General features: G+C 48.3%; 14 protein-coding genes and 1 pseudogene. 3 read left to right on the top strand and 12 right to left on the bottom strand.

All coding sequences use genetic code 11. The annotated features are described in order from the left end of the window. Positions 1-36: 36 nt before the first annotated feature. The 7 genes from RQN30_RS08735 to RQN30_RS08705 all read right to left on the bottom strand — a co-directional run bounded on the left by RQN30_RS08735 (position 37) and on the right by RQN30_RS08705 (position 5,455). Positions 37-492, bottom strand: coding sequence for a putative PEP-binding protein (locus tag RQN30_RS08735; protein ID WP_353060144.1), 456 nt, complete (start codon positions 490-492; stop codon positions 37-39). Beyond that, on the bottom strand, positions 450-1,718 hold the full coding sequence (locus tag RQN30_RS08730) for a putative PEP-binding protein (RefSeq protein ID WP_353061823.1): 1,269 nt from the start codon (positions 1,716-1,718) through the stop codon (positions 450-452). The genes RQN30_RS08735 and RQN30_RS08730 overlap by 43 nt, the downstream gene beginning before the upstream one ends. A gap of 5 nt (positions 1,719-1,723) precedes the next feature. Further along, a complete protein-coding gene (locus RQN30_RS08725) occupies positions 1,724-1,978 on the bottom strand; it encodes an HPr family phosphocarrier protein (RefSeq protein ID WP_353060143.1) in 255 nt (84 codons plus the stop codon). Between the two features lie 21 nt (positions 1,979-1,999). Continuing rightward, on the bottom strand, positions 2,000-2,458 hold the full coding sequence (locus RQN30_RS08720) for a PTS sugar transporter subunit IIA (protein ID WP_353061822.1): 459 nt from the start codon (positions 2,456-2,458) through the stop codon (positions 2,000-2,002). A 181-nt stretch (positions 2,459-2,639) separates the two neighbouring features. After that, on the bottom strand, positions 2,640-4,235 hold the full coding sequence (nagE, locus tag RQN30_RS08715; protein ID WP_353060142.1) for an N-acetylglucosamine-specific PTS transporter subunit IIBC: 1,596 nt from the start codon (positions 4,233-4,235) through the stop codon (positions 2,640-2,642). A 59-nt stretch (positions 4,236-4,294) separates the two neighbouring features. Further along, complete coding sequence (locus tag RQN30_RS08710) at positions 4,295-5,068, bottom strand: CAT RNA binding domain-containing protein (protein WP_353060141.1); 774 nt, start codon at positions 5,066-5,068, stop codon at positions 4,295-4,297. 84 nt (positions 5,069-5,152) lie between these two features. Beyond that, a complete protein-coding gene (locus RQN30_RS08705) occupies positions 5,153-5,455 on the bottom strand; it encodes a hypothetical protein (RefSeq protein WP_353060140.1) in 303 nt (100 codons plus the stop codon). Positions 5,456-5,930: 475 nt separating this feature from the next. Here RQN30_RS08705 and RQN30_RS08700 point away from each other — a divergent pair, with 475 nt between their 5' ends. After that, positions 5,931-7,064, top strand: a complete 1,134-nt coding sequence (locus RQN30_RS08700; protein WP_353060139.1) for a zinc-binding dehydrogenase — start codon at positions 5,931-5,933, stop codon at positions 7,062-7,064. A gap of 224 nt (positions 7,065-7,288) precedes the next feature. After that, positions 7,289-8,953 (top strand): MFS transporter, encoded by a 1,665-nt coding sequence (locus RQN30_RS08695; protein ID WP_353060138.1) that lies wholly within the window; start codon positions 7,289-7,291, stop codon positions 8,951-8,953. A gap of 216 nt (positions 8,954-9,169) precedes the next feature. On the opposite strand, the gene RQN30_RS08690 is transcribed toward RQN30_RS08695, so the two are convergent. The 5 genes and pseudogenes from RQN30_RS08690 to RQN30_RS08670 all read right to left on the bottom strand — a co-directional run bounded on the left by RQN30_RS08690 (position 9,170) and on the right by RQN30_RS08670 (position 14,080). Continuing rightward, positions 9,170-9,499: a hypothetical protein gene (locus tag RQN30_RS08690; RefSeq protein ID WP_353060137.1), complete on the bottom strand. Its 330-nt coding sequence runs from the start codon at positions 9,497-9,499 to the stop codon at positions 9,170-9,172. Positions 9,500-9,872: 373 nt separating this feature from the next. Beyond that, positions 9,873-10,736: a sugar phosphate isomerase/epimerase family protein gene (locus RQN30_RS08685; protein WP_353060136.1), complete on the bottom strand. Its 864-nt coding sequence runs from the start codon at positions 10,734-10,736 to the stop codon at positions 9,873-9,875. A 201-nt stretch (positions 10,737-10,937) separates the two neighbouring features. Then, a pseudogene (iolG, locus tag RQN30_RS08680) lies at positions 10,938-11,923 on the bottom strand (inositol 2-dehydrogenase). Between the two features lie 64 nt (positions 11,924-11,987). Then, positions 11,988-13,082, bottom strand: coding sequence for a transaldolase family protein (locus tag RQN30_RS08675; RefSeq protein ID WP_491608725.1), 1,095 nt, complete (start codon positions 13,080-13,082; stop codon positions 11,988-11,990). A 230-nt stretch (positions 13,083-13,312) separates the two neighbouring features. Beyond that, positions 13,313-14,080, bottom strand: coding sequence for a GntR family transcriptional regulator (locus RQN30_RS08670; protein WP_491608724.1), 768 nt, complete (start codon positions 14,078-14,080; stop codon positions 13,313-13,315). 242 nt (positions 14,081-14,322) lie between these two features. Between RQN30_RS08670 and iolC the strand changes: the two genes are divergently transcribed. After that, positions 14,323-15,327 carry a 5-dehydro-2-deoxygluconokinase gene (gene iolC / locus RQN30_RS08665; protein ID WP_353060134.1) on the top strand — a complete coding sequence of 335 codons (1,005 nt, stop codon included), beginning with the start codon at positions 14,323-14,325 and terminating at the stop codon, positions 15,325-15,327. Positions 15,328-15,337 lie beyond the last annotated feature (10 nt).

Here is a 15,337-nt window from a genome sequence, read left to right as displayed (position 1 = left end):
AGCAAAAATCCGCAGTCTCACCGCAAAATCCGCGGCTTACCCGCAAAGATCTGCAGTTTCCGGAATTTTTGCAAACACTGCTGCTCTTGCTTCTTCCGCAGAGTCAGCAGCGAGCGCAATCTGCGCCAGCTCTTGACACTCTGCAAAAGTATGGCGCGCGAGAGCTGCCCGCACAGCCGGCACTTTTGCAGCTGACATTGAAAGTGAATCTACGCCAAGCCCGACAAGCACCAGGGCAAGAAGCGGATGCCCGCCAGCTTCACCGCAAACCCCAACATTTGCTCCCGCAGCTTTCCCAGCTTCACAAACATCTTTAATCAATTCAAGCACTGCAACCTGCCACGGATTGTTCAAATCTGTAAGTGCCGGATGTAACCGATCAGCTGCCATCACATACTGGGTCAAATCATTGGTACCAATCGAAACAAAATCGAGCGCAGCTCCTTCAATCAGCCGGCGCGCATGAATCGCAGCAGCTGGCGTCTCCACCATGATTCCCACATTTGATATCCCTTTGACCGAGCAAGATCAGCGAACCATTTTGCTTCCGCCACAGTCGCAATCATCGGCGCCATCACACGCGTATCTGGTTTTGCTGCTGCACCCAGCGCTGCAAGCTGTGTGTCCAGCAATTCTTCATGTGCCTGGCACAGCCGAATCCCGCGCTGCCCGAGTGCCGGGTTTTCTTCACCGCTCTGATCAATAAATGGTACTGGTTTATCTGCCCCAATATCGAGAGTGCGCACTGTAACAGATTTTCCGTCGAAAGCCTCAATAATGCCGCGAAAGTTCGCTTCCTGCTCTGCTTCTGTCGGAGCTTCAGCGCCGTTTAAGAACATGAACTCTGTGCGCAGCAGTCCGACACCTTCAAGATCAGCTTCATGCAGCTTTTGCGCATCTGCCAGTGTGCCAATATTGGCTTTCAACGCAATCGGCACACCGTCGGCAGTTTTTCCTGCACCGCTTGTAGACGCCAAGAACTTTTCACGTTTTGCAGCTGAAGCTAATTCGGCTTCCACAAAGTCATCCGCCGGATCAACCCAAATCGATCCCGTGCGTCCGTCAATCAGAATTTGCTGCCCTTCATGCACATCCGAAATCCCGGAAGCGGCCACCACCGCCGGAATCCCAAGAGTCGCCGCTAAAATTGCGGTGTGTGAAGTCGGCCCTCCCAGTTCAGTAACTATTGCAAGCACTTTCGAAAGATCGAAATCTGCAGTCTGCGCCGGAGAAAGATCTTTCGCTACCACCACACCTGGTTCATTAAAAACAGCAACACCGGGGGCAGGCACGCCGCGAAGCTTCGCAATCACCCGATCTCGAATCGACTCCAAATCGGTCACGCGTTCAGCCATGTATCCGCCAAGGCTTTCAAGCATCATCGCATAATCACCGACGGCTGCCTGCACTGCAGCAGTTACCCCAAGACCCTGCTCAAGTTTCTTTAAAGTCGCTTTGATTAGCCCTTTATCACGTGCAAGGTCGGCAGTCATTGCCAAAATTTCCGAAAATTCTCCCTCACGATTCGCTGCAAGGGCAGAAAGTTCGTCAGCTACAGTATCGAAAGCCGCTTTTACTCGCGGCGCATCCTGCGCACTGCCTGCAGGCTCATTTGGGTCTACGCCTGCAGGCTCAGAAACCAAGTAGGCAGGGCCAAACTTTGTGCCCGGAGATACACCAATACCGCGAAAATCTGCTGCTAGTTCGCCGCTGCCCATTTCATTCACTCCTGATTCTCAATAAATTCAACTAGTGCTTCGATTGCCTGTGCGGCATCGTCATCACCCGAAAGAGTTACCACGTCACCGCAGTTCGCACCAAGCGTCATTACTTCAAGCAGGCTTGCCGCATCTGCCGAGTTATCGCCAAGGCTGATCGTAATATCCTTGCCTGTTTCAGCAGCGGTACGTGAAAATGCCGCTGCCGGGCGTGCGTGAAGCCCAAGTTTTGCTGCAACGGTTGCTTGCTTTGAAAACATAGATGTTTCCCTTCAAAAAAATTATGCGAGCACCACTTCGGCACCCTGAGAATTGATATTGATACTCTTTACTTGCCCTGGGTTTGTAAGTACCACTGGAGTCACGAGATTGTATCCGGCAGCTTTTACTTTTGCTGCATCTACACCCACTACCGGGGTTCCCGCTTCGACGTGATCGCCTGTGTGTGTAAGCTCAGTAAAGCCGTCGCCTTTGAGTTCAACGGTTTCGAGACCAATATGCACGAGAATCTCAAGACCTTCGTCGCTCTTCATTGCGAAAGCATGAAGCGTGCCGAACACCTTCAGTAATGTGCCGGAAACCGGCGCTACCACGTTAAATGAATCTTCACTTGGTTCTACTGCGAAACCGTCGCCAAGCATCTTTTGCGCAAACATTTCGTCCGGGACTTCACTCAAGCCCACGATTTTGCCTGCGAAAGGCTGGATTAACTGTACTTTTTTGCTCCGACCAAACAACATCGCTAATGTCCCCTTTCGATTTGCGAGGTTATTTCGGGTTGAGCTCATCAAGGCTCGCTGTGACGCTCTGCCGAAAAGACAAGCTCAACCCGGAAATATTACTCTGAATTTTAGCGGCTATTATGCCTAAATGTGAGTTAGTGAAACAGCTGTTTCGCTAACTGAATCAGCATGAGTCAAATTAGACTTCCTGCTCACCATTTAGTTTTGCGTCGCTTGCACGCAGCTGATCAGCCACTTCATCGTACATGAATTGGACTTTCGGACCGATAACTATTTGCACTGACTTCTGCGACGGGCGAATCACACCAGCAACACCGGCATCTTTGATGGTCTTTTCATTAACCTTGGTGTAATCCTTCACGATTGTCCGCAGACGGGTAGCGCAGTAGTCGAGTGTATCAACGTTTTCGATACCGCCGAGACCAGAAATAATCTTTGAAGCTGTATCGGAAAGCGGAGCATCCGAACTGAGCTGTGCGCTTGCATCATCATCATTGCCGCGGCCTGGGGTCTTCAGGTTAAGTGCGCCAATGAGGAAGTAGAAGATTACGAAGTAGATTACCGCGAAGATGAGACCTTGCAGGAGGAGCATCCACCACTGATTTGCAATCGGGTTCTGGGTGGAGAGCAAGAAATCAACGAAACCAGCGGAGAAGCCGAAGCCGGCAGTCCACTTGAAGGTTGCTGCAATGAATACTGCAAGGCCGGTGAGGATTGCGTGAATTCCGTAGAGCAGCGGAGCAACGAACATGAAGGAGAATTCGAGCGGTTCGGTAACGCCGGTGAAGATTGAAGCAAGTGCGCCGGCAGCCATCAGCGAACCGATTGCCTTCTTCTTGCTCTTATCTGCACGCAGGTAGATTGCAAGTGCTGCAGCTGGGAGGCCGAACATCATTACTGGGAAGAAACCGCCCTGGTAACGGCCAACTTCACCGATTACGGTACAAACACCGTCTGCCCAAACTCCTGGGCAGGAAGCAGCGTCAGTAGCAGCCTTTGCAGCTTCAATGGTTTGCCCGCCGCCGAGGAACTTGTTGATATCGTCAATGCCGATAACGTTGAACCAGAAAATCTGATTCAGTGCGTGGTGCAGGCCGGTTGGAATCAGGAGCCGGTTAGCGACACCGTAAAGACCGGCGCCTGCAGCACCCAAGCCGTAAATCCACTGACCGAATGAGAAAAGCGCACCGTAAACGAGCGGCCAGACAATGTAGAGAATGCCGGAAAGTGCGATTGCCAGAATCGAGGTCATAATCGGCACGAGACGGCGGCCGGAGAAGAATGCTAGGAAATCCGGAAGCTTGGTGCGGTGGAAACGGTTGTAAACCCAAGCTGCGAGGATACCGACGAGGATTCCGATAAGCACGTTCTTATCGTTGATTGCAGCCCAGCCATGGGAGTTCCAGTCGAGCAGCGCCTGGCCGCCCTCTTCCTTCAGTTTTGCTAAATCTACACCCTGGTAGCCGGCAACGGTGCTTTCGCCCAACAGCAGCTTTACAGTAGCGTAACCAAGGAAACCGGAAAGTGCAGCAGCGCCGTTTGAATCTTTTGCAAGACCGAAAGCGATTGCGACTGCGAAAATCCAGCCAAGATTATCAAGAACTGCTGCGCCAGCTTTAATTAGGACTGCAGCAGCAACGTTGTTGGCGCCCCAGCCACTCGGATCAATCCAGTAACCAACACCCATGAGGATTGCAGCCACTGGCATCACTGCCACTGCACCCATGAGCGCCTTACCGAGCCGTTGGAGGCTCTCCATAAATGAACCCTTCACGATTCAATTCCTTTCATTGTGTGTATCAAGCCAGCCGTGGAGTTTCATTGCGAAATAGGCTACTTCTCCTTCCGCCTGTTTCGGAATCTCACCGCCAGCAAGTTTTTTATCACCTGACGTGCAGCAGCAGTTTCGTGCGGGATTGCCGTCGTTATACACATTTTCGCATCATTACGACGGAATTGACCATTACGAACACGCCGTGAGAGACGCATCAGGCTTGTAATCATGTCGTCATCGGCTCCGCCGCGCGCAATTCCCAGCTCGTCTTCGAGAAATTCGACCAGCTCAGAGAGCAAATTCGTCTGCTCAAGCGGAGCTTTCACCGTTTTACCAGTAATCGCAGCGTTGAGGTGGAGGGCGATGAATGCGGCTTCATCAATTGGCAGCGCAGAATCTAGATGCGCATTCAGGTAAGTCACCATCAGTTCCGCCGCCGCAAATTCTGCCGGAAAGGCAGCCTTCACTTCACCAAGTACTTTCGATTTGATTAGCTGCCCTTTGCTGTGCCGCTGCACAGCGAACGCAATATGATCAGCAAGTACTAGGTAAACCGAAGGATGCAACTCGCCGAGCAAATCTCCAGCGAGATCAAGCGCGGCGTTAATCGTAGTGAGAATAATCGGGGAAAGGTTTGATGCTGACTGCATAAACGCTGCCCGATCGGGACTCACTTCTACGAAACGATGCTGAATGGTTTCTTTATTGATGAGGTCGCCGGGTTTTCGCGCAAAACCAATACCCCGCCCAACGAGAACCATTTCTGAATCGCGCGAGCGAGCGACAACCGCGTTGTTTGACAACACACGAATGATGCGAGGTAAATCTTGCACGACCTGAGCTCTCCTTTGAGCACACTAGCACGCCCGAACACGCACTTGTGAACTATCGGAATAACGAAAACCCGAAATCTTCAGTCATGCCTGCCGAACAGTAACACCTAAGACATGCACCACTCTAGAACATTTTCTCTTGTCTGACAATAGTTGAATGCACAATTTTGCATAATTGATTTCGGCAAAATGCACATAATCACTTCCAGCAGCGAAACCTGTAGGACCTTTTGCGCCCAATTCTTCCAAAAGAGAGTTGGTGCGCATTAATCCAAAATCCAAATCTGCCCAGCAGTTAATCGGCAGACAAATATAAAAGGAATAGTCAGCCGATACATCATCAAGTATTGCGGCAAAGATAAATCCGAATATGACACGAAAAGCCAAGTCTCACGAATCCGGACTGGTATCAATATCGCTCAAGCCCAGCTACTTGACACTAATTACGCTAACGCGCAAAACTTTTCCCGCTCGTTAAATTTTAATACTTTCGCTACCTCCCCGAGGTTATCTCTGCAGCAGCTTTATCTGCAGCATCTCTATGGCGCTGACTGCGTATTCCATGCAAAATTACTGAACTATTGAAACTCAGGATACATTCTGCACATTAAAATGTCCATACAATATAAAAATATGTAATACCTATAAAAACTTAGTATTACAGCAATTAATAAGTACTTTTAAAATAAAAACACGCCCTTGAAGTGGGCAAACAGCACGCTAGGCAGACAACAGGAGCGAATAAATTAAAAAACACTTTAGCGGAATTTGAAAAAATAGATGACAAACAAGATTAACAAAGTTAAACTTATCGCATTACATTACTAATTTTTGTCACATTCATTATTCCAATGGAGGAAATATGTCTATACAAATACCGCCTACAATGCGCGCAGCAGTGCTTCGCAACCCGCAGACCGGTTTGCAAATTGAAACTATTCGGACTCCGTGTCCGCAAGCCGGAGAAGTGCTGATTAGAGTCACCGCATGCGGAATGTGCCATTCAGACCTGCACGTTATCGGCGGAAAAATCGCATTCCCGCTCCCCGCAGTGCTTGGCCATGAAGTCACTGGCGAAATTGTCGAAATCGGTCCAGACACTGAACATTTCGGCCTTAAAACCGGTCAGCGTGTCGCCGGCGCATTTTTAATGCCTTGCGGCCAATGCGAGTTTTGCGCTGCAGGCCGCGACGATCTTTGTGCGCCGTTTTTCGATTTAAACCGGCTTAAAGGGCAGCTTTACGATGGTAAAACCCGGCTTTTTGATATCGACGGCAATCCAATTGCAATGTATTCAATGGGCGCACTTGCGCAATACTGTGTAATCCCAGCCACTTCCGTAAGTGTGCTGAATGAAGATATCGATATGACCGCCGGTGCAATTCTCGGATGCGCAGCTCTGACCGGCTACGGCGCCGTACGGCGCGGAGCAAACCTCCAATACGGCGAAACAGTTGCCGTCGTAGCAACTGGCGGAATCGGGTCCAATATTATCCAAGTTGCAAAAGCATTTGGCGCAGCACAAATTATCGCCATCGATATTACCGACGAAAAACTTCAGGCAGCCAAAAAACTTGGCGCCGCCGATACCGTGAATTCCGCTAAAGAAGATGTGCATGAAGCTGTATTCAGACTCACGAACGGCCGCGGAGTAGATGTAGCTTTTGAAGCATTGGGACGCCCGGAAACCTGGACTGCGGCTCTTGACGCATTGCGCGACGGCGGGCGGATGGTGCCAATCGGTTTAGGTGCAGGCGTGCAGAGTGCAGCAGTGGAAATTAACCGCACAGTTCGGCGCTCACAATCCATCCTCGGGTCGTATGGTGCACGTACCCGCCAAGATTTACCAGCAGTAATTCGAATGGCAACAGAAGGGAAAATAGATTACCGCCATATCGTCACCCGTAAATTCTCACTGGAAGAAGCAGGCATAGGATACTCACTGCTTGCTGAGGGAAAAATCCAGGGACGTGCCGTAGTAGATATGTCGCTCTAAAGCACATATTGTAAACATATAAAATATTTGTATAGACAAAATATTAAATTTGTTCTTACAATTAGCTCGTATATTTTGAAACGAAGATGTTTCGCATTCTTATTGCGTTCTTAAAACAAAAAATAGAAAAACAAACATGACAAACAAATATTGGTGTATCAGCTTTGCGAATTGCGATTAGCTTCAAAATAAGCAGAGACCGCACCATCATCAAAGGAGATGTGATGGTAAATAAAAATAGAGAAATAAATCCGCAGCAGCTTTCCAAAGAACAGCTCGGCACAATGGTGCAAGAAACTCCAGCATCTGGAAAACATCGCGGCATTATCGCTATTGCCGGAGTTGCGACACTCGGCTCACTGCTATTCGGATATGACACCGGCGTAATATCGGGTGCGCTGCCTTATATGTATATGCCCTCAGGAGCTGGAGGCTTGGGATTAACCGCTGGAGAAGAAGGAGCAATTGGCGGCATTCTCACCGTTGGAGCTGCATTTGGCGCTTTATTCGGCGGGCGTCTTTCCGACCGCTTCGGCCGGCGCCATAATATCATCACACTTGCAATCCTCTTCTTTATCGGCGCACTCGGAAATACTTTTGCCCCGAATGTGTGGATAATGTATCCTTTCCGGTTAATTCTCGGAATTGCAGTGGGCGGAGCTTCAGCTACCGTACCTGTTTATCTGGCTGAAACTGCGCCAAAAAGAATTCGCGGCACAATCGTCGCCCTCGACCAGTTAATGATTGTTACCGGTCAGCTTCTCGCTTTTGCAATGAACGCCGGAATCAATGCACTGCATGGCGGACCGCAGCTAACGGTCACATCCGATCCAAACGGACAGATTGCAGCTGGGGAATACACTTGGGATACACTGCAAAAAGCTATCGAGCAAGCGGCAAATTCCACTGATATGAACACAATCCGCGATTTTGCGGCGCAGCTCGTAATTCAAGATGGATCCGGTAATGGCGCTGCCTGGCGCTGGATGATTGTATTGTGCTCAATTCCGGCAATTTTACTTTGGATTGGAATGCGCTTCATGCCAGAGTCTTCACGCTGGTATGTGTTGCGTTCTGAAATTTACAATGCGATTGGCGCACTGAAGACAGTTCGCGGCGGAGAAAGCGATTTAGCAGTTACCAACGAACTGTATGAAATGGTGGAAAAGAAGCAAACAGGTTCGCCAGCTACTCAGACAAGGAATTTACGCGAAGTTTGGCAGATTCCATGGCTGCGGAAACTGCTTTTAGTCGGCATATTCTTGGCAATTGTAAATCAGACCACCGGGGTAAATACAGTAATGTATTATGCTCCGAAAGTTCTTGGCTATGCGGGAATGGGTACGTCTGCCGCTATCAGTGCACAAGTTGCAAATGGTGTGATGTCCGTAATTGGTTCTGCCATTGGTCTAATCCTGATTACCAAGTTCTCCCGCCGCGCAATCTTAATTTGGGATGTCTCTCTTGTTGGAGCAACTCTCCTCGCTATTGCCGGAGTTTTCCAATTTATGATTGCTCCAGATATGAATGCCGGAGAAGTACCTCCGGCTTGGGCCGCTTATGTAATTCTCGCCCTGATGGCATTCTTTATGCTGGTGGTGCAATCCTCTAACGGCACAGTGGTCTGGACAATGCTCGGCGAAATGTTCCCCGCTTCAGCCCGCGGAGTAATGAATGGCACTGCGATATTCTGCATGTGGATGGTCAACGCCGCAATCACCTGGACTTTCCCAACGATGATGAACAGTCTCGGCGGCGGTATGACGTATAGCATCTACGGCATTCTCAATCTCATAATTGCCGTAATTCTTTGGAAAATTATGCCGGAAACTTCGAATAAATCACTTGAAGAAATCGAATCCTACATGGAAGAAAAGTATGCGAAATAAAAGGCAGCTCTGGGAATTACGCGGAATATCCGCAGATAAATTCCTGCAGCCCTGCAGCAGCAAATAGCAAACTGTTCCCTAGGCGAATATTTCGAAATATTCATCTAGGGAACACTTTTATCTACTTTAGCTTGCGATTCAGTTATTTCAGATTAACTGCGAAATCCGCAGTAAAATCCAGCGCAAATGATAGCGCCAGCTAATTTCAAGCTGAATCTAGTTCACATAATCTTTATCGTTTTGTGAAGATGAAGCCGCTGAATTAACTGCATAAAGACTTACAAACGCAAATACCGAAACTACTGCCGCAGCTGCAGTTCCCGCCAGAAAAACTACAGCAGCCGCATTTGCAGCCACGCCGAGCACAACTGCCGCAAATAACATTCCGACTGCAAAGATTGCCGGAACCAGATTTAATTGGACTTCATCGGCGTAATTATCGGAAGACACTTCTGCATCGGCTGAAATAAAACGGAAGCTAATATCGGCCGGTGCGATTCGGACATATTTCGTGCGGGTTTCTTCAATATAAGCTGAGAGTGTCATTATTCTTCTTTTCTCTTATTTTCTTTCGTTGTTTTCGATTCTTACTTTATTTTGTTATTTACATAGATACAAATTTTCGCGCTAAATGTCACATTACTTATGTTTTATTACTAACAAATACTGCCACCCATAATGACACATCAACCTAACCTCATCCCCAGAAACACCGCAGCTTTCCCAATATCGAAACCGGCAAAACACAAAGCAAAGCATCTTCCCGCACCTACAAAACTCTCTAAACCTCAAAACCGGCAAAAGTGGTGTCTTATCTGCGAATCTGCAAATAAAACACCACTTTTAACGGTGAGAATATTCGGATATTTAGAATGTACTGCGCCAAAAACTAAGACGGGATATTAGGATGAAATACCACTCACTTTGCAAGAGCTTGCAAAGCTGCAAAAGATTTCTTTGCATCGATAATCGGACCCGCACCAGGAGCCGGCTCGCCGTCAATCATAATATCTTGCTCAAGCACATAATATCCGGAAAACCCAACCTTATTCAGCTCGGAAACAATCGCCGCAAAGTCGATATCACCTTCCCCGATTGGAACAAACATCCCTTCTTTCACCCCTTGGCCCCAGGTGATTATGCCTGGAAGAAGCTTATCTGTCATGCTTTTGCGAATATCTTTTGCATGCACAATCTTCACACGGTCAGCATATTTCTTTACAAGCTCGACAACGTCCGCACCGCCGCAAGCCAAATGCCCAGTATCTAAGCACAACCCCACACTGGAATTATCTAAAACACGCTCAACTTCATCCACATTTTGCACCATTGTACCCCAATGCGGATGAAGCGAAGCGGTCACACCATGCGCAGCAGCTGTTTCAGTTATCCGCGAGAGATTATTAAAGAGCGTCTCCCAACCAGTTTCATCCAATACCGGACGTGAATCATATCCATCTTGCCCAGAATCGGCAGCCAAAATCAGATTCGTCCCGCCGGCAACTGCAAACGCAGCCAGCTCGGCCTGCACAGCAGGAATTGGATCCACTTGCGGATCATGCATAATCGCTAAGAAGAATGCGCCCACTGGTTCAAGCCCGTAGCCAGATACTGCTTCTGCGCGTGCCTGCGGCTCTTGCGGCAGCCATCCCTGCGGACCAAATTCAGTGGCGGTTAAACCCATCTCTTTCATTTCAGTGAGTACCCGATCCGGAGAAAGCTGATATCCCCAATTCGGTACTTCACAAACACCCCAGCTAATTGGTGCACCGGCAATTTTCATCGAAAGTCTCCTTTGATTTTCTGTGTTTTTAATTTTGCAAATTAGCGCCCGAATACTCTGCGCGCTAATGTTTTGAACGCTTCAGCAAGGCTGAGCTCAATCCAAATTAAGCAATATTCGCAGCGAAGCGAAGTCCCGGCCAGACACTGCAAACATCGCAAAGATTGCATAATCCCGGATACCTCAAGAGCCAAGCACCGTTCAGAGATAAACTACTTTTCCAGTACGTGCAGATTCTTCAGCAGCTTCGGCAATCTGCAGCGCTTTCACGCCGTCGTCAATTGAAGTGGCAGGATTGCGTTTTTCGGCAATTGCCGCAAAAATTCGTTCAGCTCCGCCGCAAACGCTTCTTCATAACGTTCTAGGAAGAAGTCCAGGTAAACATCCTTTGCATCTGTATATTCGCTATTCGAGACGCGAACTTGATTCGCACGCAGATTATCCGCATTAATCGTGGCTTTATCTCCAAAAATTTCAAGACGCTGATCGTATCCCGAAGCGCAATGACGCGAGTTTGTAATTGTTGCCGTCGCACCCACGGCGTTGGTAAGAGTTATCACCACGCCGTCGAAATCTCCGGTATCTTTCAACTCCGGATCGAGATTTTGGCCGACAGCATAGACCGAAGTGATATCCCCTAAGAAGAAACGTGCAGTATCAAAATCGTGAATCGTCATATCTTTGAAAATCCCACCGGATACGGCAATATATTCTTTTGGCGGCGCAGCCGGATCGCGCGAGATGATAGTCACCTGCTCAACTTTTCCAACTACTCCCGCTTCTGCCATCTTATGCATCCGCGCAAAAGTCGGATCAAAACGACGGTTAAATCCAAGCATTGTAGTGTGTTCAATACTTTCGAGTTTCTCCATTAAATCTAAAACTGCCGATGTCTCCATTGCAACCGGTTTTTCACATAACGCAGGCTTACCGGCTTTTGCCGCCTGCAAGACGTGATCAACATGGAGCGGTGTCGGCGAACAAATAATTACCGCATCCACTTCATCATCTTGGAACACATCGTCGGGATTTAATGAATAACGTGCGTGATACTTCGCCGCCAGTTCCTTTACGGCGTCGGCAAATGGGTCTGCCACCAGCACAAGTTCCGCATTCGGATGTGCTGCAATTGTGCGTGCATGTACATTCGCAATACGCCCTGCGCCTACTAATCCAATACGAATCATGATAATCGTCCTTACTTCTTTGTTCGGAATTTGTTTTTCAAAAATTTATCGTGCGAAAAATTGCTTATTGCACTGGAATTAAGATGTCGCGAATCAGAACATCTAAATCATTATCAGCAGCGAGGAATTGCCGCAGCGTCCGCACAGTTGGTCCGAAGTTTTCAAATTCTTCCAGGCTCATACCATCGACTTCATACGCCCGATTGAAATCGGGAATTCGCTGCAGCTGCTTAATATAGTGCGGATTTACGTCTGCACTCATTTTTTCCACCGGATCATAATCGGAATTATTCACAATCTGCTGCCATGCAAATGGCGGAGAGACAACTAGGTCGCCGCCTTGGAATTCACTCCATTGAAGCACATTTCGGAAAGCCGCCACGAGCACTCGCGCCCGATATCCGCGCTCGTTGAAAATTTTGTAGGCTCGTTTTACCGCAGCGATACCAGCCCATTCAAGTGCCGACGGATCAAGGAAAATATTGTCGCGTTTCACGACAGCTTTCAGCCAATCATCAAGACGGCCGACCATAATTGTTACTACCGGACTCATTTGGGAAGTATCCTGCCCGGCACTTTCACGTTTTTCAAGCCCGCGCTGGATTGCAGCCGCAGCTGTTACCGCTTGCGGCACCGAGAAAGAAACGGTGACGTTTACGGACACACCGCGTTCAGTAGCGAGCTCAATGGCTTCAATGCCGGTCTTTGTGGCAGGTATTTTTACAATAATATTCTTTGCAAGATTATGAAATTCTTCAGCTTGATCAGCTAAGGCATTCGCATCCCGGTGCAAACGCGGATCAGTTTGCACCGATAACCGCCCGTCGCGTCCGTTTGTTTTTTCGAAAGTATCTTCGAAAAGTTTTGCCGCTTCAACAGACATATCTTTTACGGCCTGCCACCCAATCCGCGATTCGCTCCACGTTGGATGATCTGCTGCAATCTTCCGAATGCGGTCTCCCCAAATCTCCGGGTGTTTCGCAATCGTCGTATAGGCAATCACCGGATTGCAGGTTGCTCCAACGCTGCCGAAAGCGATTGACTGCCGAAGCTCTTCCAAATCGGAAGAATCATTCCATAAAACTGTATCGAATTTCTGGGTTGCAGTTCGCAAAGAACCAGAGATGTATTCTTTTTGACATTTCCATGTTTCCCTCAACTTATTGCGGTAAGCACGCAAATTGAGTCAACTCACAGCCACCCTCGTTGGTGACATACCTTGTGAAATATATGTTAATAACATATTCACCACATGTCAAGAACATGTGAAACATTTGTTATGTCATTTTGCTGGAAATTTTTCCGCTTTGCCGCTTTCCAAAAAATACACCAAAAACAGCACTCCGCCATTACCCCGCCCGGGCAATGGCGGAGCTAATCGCTGCGAAATTACTTCGAAGATGAAACAAGCGGAAAAGTCATTTTATACTGCCGTGCATCGTACACATGATCGCCATGCTCAATAACCTTGCCGTCAGCATCATAGGCAGTACGCTGCATTGTAAATAGCGCAGTATTCAGCTCAACATTCAAAATTTCCGCCTCTTCTTTCGAAGCGTTCTTTGCCCCAAGCGTCTGAACCGCAGAAGCAGGGAAAATATTGTAACGCCCAAAACATTCATAAAGCCCAAACCGCGAAAGTTCAGTAAGACTCGGCGCAATCCGGCTTGGGACAATATTGCACATCAGCGCAAGCGGCTGATCATCAATCCACCGCAAACGCCGAATTGTAACCAGTTCTTCATCTGGTTCACAGTGCAAAAACTCAACCTCTTCCGGAGAAGCCAGATGAATCTCATATTTCAGCACTTCCGTGCGGGTAGCATGCCCAGCCTTCACCAAATCATCATTGAGCGACGTTAATGCAAGCTGCCGATGCACATGCGAGGGAGAAACTCTCGTCCCCACACCGCGCCGACGCACAAGTAAGCCCGAATCAACAAGCTCCTGCAGCGCGCGCCGTGCCGTCGGCCGCGAAATTTTCAGCCGATTCGCCATCGAAATCTCGTCTTCTAAAAGCTGATTCGGAGGTAAGGTGCCGTTTTTAATCAACTGTGAAATCGGATCAAGAATTTGCTGATACAGCGGCTCTGCAGAATCGCGGTCCAGGGAAATCTCTAACACGTACGGAGAATCTATTGACAAATCTTTTTCCACCAAAATGTATTCCTTAATGTCACAGCTAAATAGCACAATAAAAGACAGCTAAGTGAAGCTATTCAAGTAAGTATTATTCCACATAATGCAGTTTCCGGCGATATGTTGCAAACTGTTAAGCCGCTTTGTGGATATTCTAAAAATAACTTCCTGAAATATTTGTAACTAACATTGTCAAGACAAATAGTTGACAAATTCTGAATTGCTGCGAAAATATATTTATACACGAAAGGAAGTGCGCAATGGTGCGTGAATTACAATCTCCGCAAGTTCTAACATCTCCGGAAGTACTGACAATGGGACGCTCAGGAGTAGACATTTACCCACTGCAGACGGGCGTAGGGCTGGAATCGGTAAGAACATTTGGAAAATTTCTCGGCGGTTCACCCACAAATGTTGCCGTCGCAGCAGCAAAAATGGGGCACACCGCAGCCGTCGTTACAGGTGTCGGAGCAGACCCGTTCGGAAAATTTGTCCGCGACGAAATGCACCGGCTTAGAGTATCTGACCAATACGTAATTACCACCAACACCTATAAAACACCTGTAACTTTTTGTGAGATTTTTCCGCCGGATAATTTCCCGCTCTACTTCTACCGCGAACCATCTGCCCCCGATTTACAGCTGCGCCCGGAAGATGTGCCAGAACTGGCAGTAAAAGCTGCAAAAGTATTTCTCGTTTCCGGAACTGGTTTATCGAACGAACCCTCACGCAGCGCACATTATTTCGCTTTAAAAGCACGGAAAAATCAGCCTGGCTGGACTATTGCCGATCTTGATTATCGTCCGATGTTTTGGGATCGTGAAGAAACCGCCGCCCGCGAAATCGGAGCACTCCTTGAATACGTGAACGTCGCCGTCGGAAATAGAGAGGAATGCCGCATTGCAGTAGGCGAGAGCAATCCGGACCGCGCAGCAGACGCACTGCTGGAACGCGGAGTAAAACTGGCAATTGTGAAACAAGGTCCGAAAGGTACACTCGCTAAAACCCGCGAACAGCGAATTGAAGTACCGGTCACTAAAGTAAAAACCATTAACGGACTCGGCGCAGGAGATTCATTTGCGGGAGCGCTCTGCCACGGTCTCATTTCAGGTTGGGAAATCCCGAAAATAATTCACTTTGCTTCAACAGCAGGAGCAATTGTTTGCTCAAGATTGGAATGCTCCACAGCAATGGCCGCCGAATCGGAAGTATTTGATTTAATGCAGCACCATCCGGAAACTGAACCGAAAGTATCGCAACTATGATTACAGCAAC

It is taken from the genome of Arcanobacterium hippocoleae (assembly GCF_040360365.1).
GTDB classification, from domain to species: domain Bacteria; phylum Actinomycetota; class Actinomycetes; order Actinomycetales; family Actinomycetaceae; genus Arcanobacterium_A; species Arcanobacterium_A hippocoleae_A.
The sequence above is the reverse complement of the archived record's forward strand: the minus strand, read 5'-3'. Positions and strand labels throughout refer to the sequence as shown.

What these genes read in the sequence shown, in the direction of transcription:
- RQN30_RS08725 (WP_353060143.1), bottom strand. Translation starts at nt 1,978, where the DNA reads ATGTTTTCAAAGCAAGCAACCGTTGCAGCAAAACTTGGGCTTCACGCA.
- RQN30_RS08685 (WP_353060136.1), bottom strand. Translation starts at nt 10,736, where the DNA reads ATGAAAATTGCCGGTGCACCAATTAGCTGGGGTGTTTGTGAAGTACCG.
- RQN30_RS08700 (WP_353060139.1), top strand. Translation starts at nt 5,931, where the DNA reads ATGTCTATACAAATACCGCCTACAATGCGCGCAGCAGTGCTTCGCAAC.
- RQN30_RS08735 (WP_353060144.1), bottom strand. Translation starts at nt 492, where the DNA reads ATGGTGGAGACGCCAGCTGCTGCGATTCATGCGCGCCGGCTGATTGAA.
- iolC (WP_353060134.1), top strand. Translation starts at nt 14,323, where the DNA reads ATGGTGCGTGAATTACAATCTCCGCAAGTTCTAACATCTCCGGAAGTA.
- RQN30_RS08690 (WP_353060137.1), bottom strand. Translation starts at nt 9,499, where the DNA reads ATGACACTCTCAGCTTATATTGAAGAAACCCGCACGAAATATGTCCGA.
- RQN30_RS08730 (WP_353061823.1), bottom strand. Translation starts at nt 1,718, where the DNA reads ATGGGCAGCGGCGAACTAGCAGCAGATTTTCGCGGTATTGGTGTATCT.
- RQN30_RS08720 (WP_353061822.1), bottom strand. Translation starts at nt 2,458, where the DNA reads ATGTTGTTTGGTCGGAGCAAAAAAGTACAGTTAATCCAGCCTTTCGCA.
- RQN30_RS08695 (WP_353060138.1), top strand. Translation starts at nt 7,289, where the DNA reads ATGGTAAATAAAAATAGAGAAATAAATCCGCAGCAGCTTTCCAAAGAA.